The following is a 9,657-nucleotide window of genomic DNA, read 5'->3' as shown; positions in this document are numbered from 1 at the left end:
GCGTCGATGATAGTGTGGCATTTGCCATGTGAAAGTAGAACATCGCCAGGCTCCTAATTAAGTGAAAAGCCCATCCAATCGGATGGGCTTTTTGCGTTTTGGGGTTGTAGGTCGTGATAAGCGTAGCGCCATCCGACGTTTAAGAGAGTCCCTCAGTGGTGTGAGTCCCTCAGCAGTAGCTAAATCTGCTCACTTCACCTTGCGCAAAGGAAACGCCCTCACTTCGTTCGCAGTCGTTAACCCTTTGCACTGTAGCCGAAGGGCCGGCCCCGGTCGATGATAGTGTGGCATTTGCCATGTGAAAGTAGCCGCTACGGAGTAGAACATCCTACTGCGTAGCGCACCAAGCTCCAAATTAAGTAAAAAGCCCATCCAATCGGATGGGCTTTTTGCGTTTTGGGGTTGTAGGTCGTGATAAGCGTAGCGCCATCCGACGTTTAATAAGGGTGAGGTTCTTTTTGAGGTGAGTCCCTAAGCAGTAGTGTGAGTCCATTCAGTGGTGTGAGTCCCTCAGCGGTAGCTAAACTGGCTCACTTCACCTTGCGCAAAAGGAATGTCAGCGCTGCGCGCTTTGTCATTACCTTTACAGTGCATTTATATTCCATTATCGCTACTATGGCTATTACGACAAATAGAGTTGAGAGTTATCGTGTCGGTGTATCTTGTATATTTATTAGTAACTTTTGCGTTGTTTGGCACAGCGGCAAGCTACTTTGTTCGCTTTTTATATTGCTACTGGATTAAAAAGCGTATTGAGATGAGCTATATCTGGTATGCAGGAGGTTGCGCCCTATCCATTGTTATTATCTCCGTAATAGGGCGGATTTTTATAGTATGACTATTGTATGTAAGATTGACAGGTTTGTTTAATACAAAGTGGGATAACGGGTAACACTTGCTGGCAACTACTCTGTGGCGCTTTCTCAAGGTTAGCTTTGTGCTCTTGTGCTGTTATTTGGGCAGCAACTTCCGCTATCTTTTGCTCATTAGTTCTTTTAATCGAGTAGATCAAGTATTGACTTGGACCTTCACAAGAAAGTCTTTCTCCAACTTCAAGCACCTTACACTGATAACTGGCATCGCAGCTTTTGTCCGCTGTCAGATCTGCAAGTATGTCATAGTTAGTCTTTTCTGGTTCTTTAGGCTCAGTCGACCACAGAGTGTGGCACCCTGTCATTAACGTTCCACAGAAAACTACTGAAATAAGGCACAATTGTTGTTTCATAGTCGCTCTTTAGTATGCTTCTTGAGACATATCTGAAAGTGTAACACATTTATTTTCAACACATTGAGTGCTAGGACGAGTTAACTGCTCGCAAATACTCATAATCTGATTCTCGAAGTTATAGCTACTTTCGTATCTCGTGATCTTCTTGGCAAGCTCTGTGACTTCTTCGCTAGAGGCTGACTTACTTGAATAGACTAGATAGCTGCTTGGTCCGCCACAAGCGCGTTTTCCTACAGCTTCTACATGACACTGGGAAGAATTATCGCAACTTAAATCTTGGGTAAGTGATTTTAGCTGATCATGAATCTCGCTTATATCTTGCTTCGTTACATCAGCAACACTTTCTAGGCTTAGCTTTTCTGGCGAGACATCAATTTTTTTCTCTAAGTTTTGCGTAGCAGAGGCGGCTTTGTTTTCTTGTTTTTGAGCCTGAACGTCAGTAGATGTATTATTACTATCTTCTGATTGATCACATCCGACGAGAATGAGTGATAACATTATAGCTTGTGTAACTTTTATCATAGTGATTCCTTATGTTTTAGATTAGTGTGCCCGTTAAGCTAGCATGTTACAAGTGTTAACCAATCGTTCTTTGGAATACGAGGCGATTACCATTTACTTATGATATCCCGCCTTGAGTTAATTTATTCGGATCTAATATTGTTTCTAACTCTTCGTGACTTAACTCAGTATGTTCCTTTGCGACATCAATAATTGGGCGGCGCTGCTGGTATGCTAGTTTGGCAATTTCTGCGGCTTTTTCATAGCCAATTATCGGGTTAAGCGCAGTAACAAGGATAGGGTTCTTGGCGAGTGCTTTTTCCAAACTTGCCTCATTTACTGTAAAACTCTTGATTGCCTTGTCGGCAAGTAAGCAGCTAATGCTAGTCAGTATCTCTATACTTTGTATGATGTTATAAGCAATAACGGGTAGCATAACATTGAGCTCAAAGTTACCGGATTGACCCCCAACCGTGATGGTTGTATCGTTACCTATCACTTGAGCGCATGCCATTGCCGCTGCTTCAGGGATCACAGGGTTAACCTTCCCTGGCATGATGGACGACCCTGGTTGCAAAGCTTCTAATTCAATTTCAGCCAAGCCTCCGAGAGGACCCGAATTCATCCATCGTAAATCGTTCGCAATTTTCATTATTGCTACTGCCAGTGTTTTCAAAGAGCCAGATAGGTTTACTACACTGTCTTGACTGCTTATTCCGTAAAAAAAGTTATCAGTAACGGTAAATTTGATCCCTAGGTTGGCACTTAAGTTTTGGTTGAAAATCTTTGCGAAGTCAGGATCTGCATTGATACCAGTTCCTACAGCTGTGCCACCTTGAGCGAGTTTGCAAATTTCACTTAACTGAGACTGAATATGATGCTGGGCATGGTCTATCTGAGCTTGCCAACTACTTAATGTTTGGGCCAAGGTAACAGGCATTGCATCCATTAAGTGCGTGCGTCCTGTTTTAACATAGTGACCGACAGTTTTGCTCTTGGATGCTATCTGTTGGGAAAAATGAGTCAAAGCAGGGAGCAGTTCATATACCAGTAGGGTTGCACTGCTCACATGAATGGCCGTTGGTATGACATCATTTGAACTCTGACCCATATTTACATCGTCGTTGGCATGTATAGTCAAGCCACTTGCCTGACTGGCCAGCGTGGCGATAACCTCATTGGCATTCATATTAGAGCTGGTTCCTGAACCCGTTTGAAACACATCTACAGGAAACTGGTCTAAGTGTTTCCCATCTATGATTTGTTGTGCTGCAGCTACGATTGCATTGGCTTTTTCTTCGGATAGGTGATTCAAGTGCTTGTTGGTTTGTGCCGCAGCTTGTTTGATATAGGCTAATGCACGAATAAAAGAAATGGGTAAGGTTAATCCGCTGACTGGAAAATTATTAACCGCGCGTTGTGTTTGTGCCTGATAAAGTGCATTTGCTGGCACTTCAAGAGTTCCCATGCTGTCTTTGGTTGTGCGTGTAGTTGACATTGTTGCTCCTTGCGATTGCATAACAATGGTTGCAAAGCGAATTTAACTTTCTTAGATAGTGTTTATATAGTTGATATAATGAATAATTCCTAATGAATTATCTAATTTGAGCGACAATTAACAATAGAAGGTAAGTCAAAAGGGCGATATATGAGAAGTGACATAGCTAACTATGTAATGCAGGCCATTACATAGTTAGCCGCTAAGCGTAGTCGTACTTAGCCACATGCCTTAATTGTAACCGAGTACAAAAAGCTGTGCTGTTTTAGGAGCGTCTTCCTGCTCGTTAGGGGTCAGCAAATCCTGTACTTCTTTGCGGTAGTCATCACTTTGCACAAATAGATTATCGTCATGCGCTTCTACAAGACCACTTTCACAGATAGGCATGTGCGTGATAGCTGAAATAAACATAGTTTGGTCCTCGTGTGGCTGTATGTCACTATTACTATAGCAGGTGTTATGCCAAAATAAGAACGTGTTGAAATATAAGCAATTAATAGTGAGCTTTGAAAAAAAGCATTGCTTTTTGTAGTACATTGCTTCAACAATGAGCAATCGTGCTCAATATAAGTGCAAGGAGTGACGTAATGAGTAAGCCCTTTTCGCAAGCCTGTGAAAATAACAAAATCCCGATACTGTCCATTTTAAAGCCGCACCTTGAACACTATAACTATGTACTTGAGATTGGCTCAGGTACAGGTCAGCATGGCGTTTATTTTGCAGAATCAATGCCGCATATAGTTTGGCAAACTAGTGATCGGCTGTGTAATCATAAGGGCATTGAAGCTTGGGTGGCAGACAGCTCAGCGAGTAACGTAAGAAAGCCTTTGAACTTGGACCTTAATCAGCCTTGGCCTGTTGGGCAGGTGCCTGTTATTTATACCGCTAATACGTTACATATTGTCAGTCAAGTGTTAGTTGAAAAGCTATTTTCGGGTGTAGCTCAACACTTAGCGCACGATGGTTTGCTGTGCATTTATGGGCCTTTTAACTATGGTGGAGAATATACCAGTCAAAGCAATGCTGCTTTTGATAGCTTTCTAAAAACACAAGACCAGCATAGTGGTATTCGAGACGTAGAGTGGATTTTCTCACTGGCGCAGCAGGCAGGACTGAGATTACTGCATGATTATCAGATGCCAGCCAATAACCGCTTACTCCTGTTTAAAAGGTAACAATGCAGTACAGCGTTGGGCGTACTCTTGTACATGAAGAATCTCACGCTGAACAAAGTCGCCCACGGCATCTCTAAAGATTGGGCTGGCAAGGTAGTGAAGGGAATGAGTGTGAAACGGCGCAAAACCTCTTATTAGCTTATGCTCACCTTGTGCTCCAGCATCGAATCTGAGTAGCGAGTGTGAAATCGCAAACTCAATGCCTTGGTAGTAACACAGCTCAAAATGCAATGTTTGAAATTCACTCAAAGCTCCCCAATAGCGGCCATACAAAGTATTTTCATCAACTAAGTAGAGGCTGGCAGCTACCAGTTTGTGTCGCTTAAATGCAGCACATAAGCGCACTGTATGGGGTAAATGTTCCAATAGTAACTTAAAAAAGGCTAGGTTTAGGTAGCCTTGGTGTCCAGAGCGTTTTATGTATGTGGCCTGATAGCAGTGATAAAAGTCTGTGAGTATCTCATCATCTATTTGAGCCGCCGACAGCCACTGAATAGAAAGGCCATGGTTGTGTGCCTGCTGTCGCTCTTTTCTAATGGACTTTCTGCGCCGAGATGTTAGGCAGGAGAGATAGTGTGAAAAATCTTTATATTCGTTGTTTATCCAATGAAATTGAACATCTAGTCGATGTAAAAAAAGTTTGTGAGATGCGCTTTGTTCGGTGAGAAAATTGATATGAGCACCAGACCAACCATAAACACGACATGAATCGATCAGAGTTTGATAAATATATTGATTTAAATCAGCATCGAATGAACGGCACAATATACGCTTACCCGCTACTGGTGTGAATGGGACCCCACACAGCCATTTAGGGTAATAGTTAAGCCCGTATCGTTGATAAGCATCGGCCCATGACCAGTCGAATACATACTCACCATAAGAATGACTTTTTATATATCCAGGCAAAATAGCTACTAACTCTTCATTTTTATATATCAACAAATGCTGGGGTTGCCATCCGGTTGAGGTATGAACACATTGGCTTTGCTCAAGCGCATGTAACCAAGCATAGCTACAAAAAAGATTTGTACCGGCTAAAAGCTGCCACTGCTGTTCTGACACATGGGCTATGGCATCGATAAATTTATGGCTGTACATGGTCGCTAAAGTGATTATCAAAGAATGTACTCAGGTGAGCTACAAAGTCAGTGTATGCTGGATTAAACGTCAGGCGCTGTAGCGGTACTTCATGGCTGGTATTTTGCTTCGTGCGCTCTCCTAATAATGGTGAAGGATGTGTTTTACACTTCAAGTACTTAGGAAGTAGTGCTAAATACCCACTGCAACTACGATAGGTGCCCTGCCAGCCGTAATAAGGATGCTCAGGCGGTTGCAGTATACCGATGTGTGACATATCTATTATGGTATCACAAGCAAGATGATTGCACTGTGGGCTCAGTATATTATATCCCTGTGGTAACTGAGCTTTTGCGGCATTTGCATTGCCGTAGTATAAGAGCGAGTGAGTCGATGGTTGTTGGTTATCTTGAGCGAAACGCGTCAACATAGCTAGGCTAGCACGACTATCAATCGTGGTATCTACTTCACTGAATGAACTAAACAAGGGTAAGTTCGCGGGAAAGGCTTGTTTGGCGAGCATGGCCATCGCATCGTTTGCCAATGCTGCCGCTTGCCAAGGAAATGACTCATACTTGGCAAAGTCGAAGTCGGCATCTTCATCAATCCAGTTTATAAATGGCACCTTCGAAATCCATTTAGCGAGCCAACCGTGCTTATTGTGTGGCTCGCTAGCGGGTGATATCAACGCTAATGCTTTAATATTTTCTGGAGGATGCTTTGAAACTTCAGTAACGGCCAATGCAGCGCCCGTTGAGTAGCCAAGTACGGCGAATTGTTGAAAATCTTGTGAAGTACGCTCAATCGCGTAGTTGACTAAAGCTTGCCATTGACTCACATCCACATGCTGGAGGTCGCTAGGGGCTGTGCTATGTCCGGGTAATAAAATGGCTCTTACATTGTAGCCTTGCTGGTAGAGTTGATCTGCTAAAAAATGAAAGGTAAAAGGTGAGTCCGTTAGCCCATGGATCAATAAAATAGCGCGGTCACTATTATTTTGCCGTAACTCAAAGGGAGCAATTAGATCGGCGACCTTCAAATGTTCGATATCATACCCTAATCGCTGTGCAACAGGTGTGAGTATTGGACAGTTTTGTTGCGCACGGATATTACGACTGTTAATAATGGCTTTGGCATGAGCTAGATACTCACTAAATGGAGCGTTATGGTCAATGCGCCATGCTACAGGGCCTTGGTTTTTTGCAAACCGAAAAGTACCCTGTTGCTGCGCTTGTTCGATCATTTGCCAGTTCTTAGCGATATCAAGGCATGACAGAGAAGTCATATCGCTGATGGAGAACGAAAACGCTAGTTTGCTCCAGGCACTTAAAAAAAATAAAACAGTAAATACTTTCATGATGTTAACAGTAATTCGCTAAACATATTGCTAGCTTATCTCTCTCTAATGGTTTCGCAAGGTGTCTATTAAAGCCAATCGCAAGAGCGTGAGCTTTGTCTTCGGGCATGACATCAGCGGTCAGCGCTACAATTGGTAGTTCATCTACACCCTTAAATTGACGTATTGCAGCGGTGGCTTGATAGCCATCCATAACAGGCATTTGGCAGTCCATGAGTACAATATCAAATGCTTCATTTTTCACCGCTTCTATGGCTTGTTGCCCATTTGTGACTACAGTATGTTGTATATCAAACGATGACAGCATAGCCTTTATCACTAGCTGATTAACAGGATTATCTTCAGCAACTAGAACACGTAAACAATGAATTTGTGAAGTATCGACCTGTTCAATTTGCTTGCTCTGAGCACTGGCATTTAGCAAGCTGATAGCTAATGTGAAGGTACTGCCTTGGGCGACCTCGCTTTTTAAGCTTAACTTTCCACCCATGAGTTCGGAGAGCTCTTTGGCAATAGTCAACCCTAAACCCGTGCCGCCATATCTACGCGATGTTGAGTTATCAGCTTGGCTAAAGGCGCTAAAAATGGCTTGCTGCTTCTCTGATTCTATCCCAATGCCGGTATCAGTTACCGAAAAAGTTAAGTCAATCTGTTTAGTGCCGTATTGAGCTTCCACGTCGAAAATGACACTACCACGTTGAGTAAATTTAATGGCGTTACTACATAAGTTGATCAAGACTTGTTCAAGTCGCATTTCATCACCCAGTACCCAGGTAGGCCCTGGAAGATTATGTACAACTTGCCAGACAATATTTTTGCCTTGTGCACTAGAGGAAAACATTGTATCGATACGGGTGAGTAATGCTTGTAAGTCAAATGGATGCTTGTCTATTTGTAGACGGTTAGACTCAATCTTTGCGATATCTAAAATATCATTCACCAAATTGAGCAAGGTCTTCGAAGCGGACCCTATTTTCTTAATATAGTCCCTCAACTCACGATTATTATGTGAACTGCTGGCAAGTGAAGCGAAGCCAATTACTGCGTTCAGAGGAGTGCGAATTTCGTGACTCATATTCGCTAAAAATCGGCTTTTGGCATGGTTTGCGCGATCGGACTGCTGCTTGGCTTTTGCTAGTGAGCGGGTTCGTTGCTCTACTAAGGTATTTAACGCGTGATGTTGGTAATTAAATAACAGCAATATATATACGATTAACGCTGTGATACTTAGTTGTAGGATAAGCAACATGAGTGTTAGTTGTTGATTTAGTCGCGAAGCGTATTCCTCTTTTAATGATAATTCCATACGCCACTTTTGTCCCGCAACGAACAAAGTTACGACTTTTTTATTTTTTTCGTCAATGAGCTGCTCAGTAGCAAAATTTTTGTAAAACACTCCATTGTTACTGACATCATAAAAAGCGATATTGAATAACTGTGCTTGAGCTTGTTTTAAGGCTTCAGCGAGCAATGTTTCAACCTGTACAACTGCTGTAGCATAGCCCTTTATTGAGCGCTCTTGAGTTGATGAAGTGGATACGAAAACAGGAGAAAACAATAAATATGATGGAGAAGGCCGGCTATCTTGCACTAAATAAATAATGTCACTCGCCTGAGGTTCAGTTCTAGAACTAGCGTTGATGATAGCTTGTCGTCTACTTTCTTTTGAAAATACATTAAAACCGAGCGCTCCTGCGTTGCCATTTAGCGGCACAATATATTTAACCACGACCAGTGGGTCGTTCGGCTTTATAGGTTCACCTTTGATTTTAACTGTATCACCGTACAAAGCAGAGAGTTGCTGGTTAAGTTGGCTTCTTTGTTCAAGGGGAATTTGTTCGTTCCAAGAGAGTGCGCGTAAAAAGGTATATTGATTTTTTAGACGGTGAGCAACCTGTTCAAACTCATCAAGGGTGAAATCTTCCCTCGCTTGTAACTGACCCGCTAGTGCCTGAATGGCGAGCATGCTTTGGTTTATGTAGCGATAAACAATGTTTTCAATAATTTGTGTTTCTCGTTTTGCGTTGAGGTTGGCACTTTTGATGTTGCTTTGGTTATATAAAAAGGTGGTAAGGGCCACAGATAGACACAATATAAGGCAGGCGCTAAATGTACTGGCCACATTATTGAGCTTTTCGGAGTTGGCAAACCAAGGTTGCAGCAAGATCAGCAGAGCAGGGGTCGCAATGAGTACGCCTAAGGAATCTCCTAGCCACCATGCGAGCATATTATTCCAATGATTCGTAAAGCTGTATTCTGGGTGGTAGAAACTTAGTGCAAATACGCCAATATTTGCTGAAATCAAATTGATTGTGATACCAACCAGACCGATAAAATACGCTATATGTAAGCGACTTTTTAAATGTAGAGGGTGCCCCAGCCATGCTCTCAGTAAGTACCCTCCTATCAGCGCCTGTAAAATGGCTCCAAATGCGATGATGCCAACTTCTACAATATTGGGAATGGACACAGTGGCTAAACTCCAGCCATGTGCGGTCGTCCAATTAAAGGTGATTGACGCAACGCCAAGACCCGGTATAAAACGCCAGCCCCAAATGAACATACCGACCAGCCCAACTCCAGCAGGTAGCCAAATGGGTAGCACCTGATCCTGAAACGCAAACGTGGTGAGAAGTTTTCCTACTGCAATATAGCTTATTGATAATAAGATGTAAGTGAGCTGACTTTGCCACGGATGCTTGAAGTTCATATTTATTTGCTAATTCATTTTTGTTATCGCGATTAATTATAGCTGGCCTTGGCGAACATCATAATAATGTTATGCATATTCTCAGTAACAGACTAATCATCAATTCAT

The 9,657-nt window shown here is 42.6% G+C and carries 8 protein-coding genes; 1 reads left to right on the top strand and 7 read right to left on the bottom strand.

The window, feature by feature from the left end; genetic code table 11:
- Positions 1 to 838: 838 nt before the first annotated feature.
- The 4 genes from BIW53_RS00365 to BIW53_RS20630 form a co-directional block, all read right to left on the bottom strand.
- Positions 839 to 1,225, bottom strand: coding sequence for a hypothetical protein (locus BIW53_RS00365; protein ID WP_070989540.1), 387 nt, complete (start codon positions 1,223 to 1,225; stop codon positions 839 to 841).
- Between the two features lie 9 nt (positions 1,226 to 1,234).
- On the bottom strand, positions 1,235 to 1,750 hold the full coding sequence (locus tag BIW53_RS00360; RefSeq protein ID WP_070989538.1) for a hypothetical protein: 516 nt from the start codon (positions 1,748 to 1,750) through the stop codon (positions 1,235 to 1,237).
- 97 nt (positions 1,751 to 1,847) lie between these two features.
- A complete protein-coding gene (locus BIW53_RS00355) occupies positions 1,848 to 3,227 on the bottom strand; it encodes a class II fumarate hydratase (RefSeq protein WP_070989536.1) in 1,380 nt (459 codons plus the stop codon).
- Positions 3,228 to 3,458: 231 nt separating this feature from the next.
- A complete protein-coding gene (locus tag BIW53_RS20630) occupies positions 3,459 to 3,638 on the bottom strand; it encodes a hypothetical protein (RefSeq protein WP_139158749.1) in 180 nt (59 codons plus the stop codon).
- Positions 3,639 to 3,814: 176 nt separating this feature from the next.
- Between BIW53_RS20630 and BIW53_RS00345 the strand changes: the two genes are divergently transcribed.
- Positions 3,815 to 4,402 carry a DUF938 domain-containing protein gene (locus BIW53_RS00345; protein ID WP_070989533.1) on the top strand — a complete coding sequence of 196 codons (588 nt, stop codon included), beginning with the start codon at positions 3,815 to 3,817 and terminating at the stop codon, positions 4,400 to 4,402.
- Here BIW53_RS00345 and BIW53_RS00340 read toward each other — a convergent pair.
- The 3 genes from BIW53_RS00340 to BIW53_RS00330 are packed head-to-tail and all read right to left on the bottom strand — an operon-like array spanning position 4,382 to position 9,549.
- On the bottom strand, positions 4,382 to 5,524 hold the full coding sequence (locus BIW53_RS00340) for a GNAT family N-acetyltransferase (RefSeq protein ID WP_245699319.1): 1,143 nt from the start codon (positions 5,522 to 5,524) through the stop codon (positions 4,382 to 4,384). The two genes, BIW53_RS00345 and BIW53_RS00340, sit on opposite strands and share 21 nt — an antisense overlap.
- Positions 5,490 to 6,839 (bottom strand): alpha/beta hydrolase, encoded by a 1,350-nt coding sequence (locus tag BIW53_RS00335; protein WP_070989529.1) that lies wholly within the window; start codon positions 6,837 to 6,839, stop codon positions 5,490 to 5,492. The genes BIW53_RS00340 and BIW53_RS00335 overlap by 35 nt, the downstream gene beginning before the upstream one ends.
- Before the next feature lie 4 nt (positions 6,840 to 6,843).
- Entirely contained in the window at positions 6,844 to 9,549 is a 2,706-nt protein-coding gene (locus tag BIW53_RS00330; RefSeq protein ID WP_070989527.1) for a CHASE domain-containing protein, read from the bottom strand.
- Between the last annotated feature and the right edge of the window lie 108 nt (positions 9,550 to 9,657).

Origin of the sequence: Pseudoalteromonas byunsanensis (assembly GCF_001854475.1) — a bacterium.
Classification (GTDB): Bacteria; Pseudomonadota; Gammaproteobacteria; order Enterobacterales; family Alteromonadaceae; genus Pseudoalteromonas; species Pseudoalteromonas byunsanensis.
This window is presented reverse-complemented; position numbering and strand designations above follow the sequence as displayed.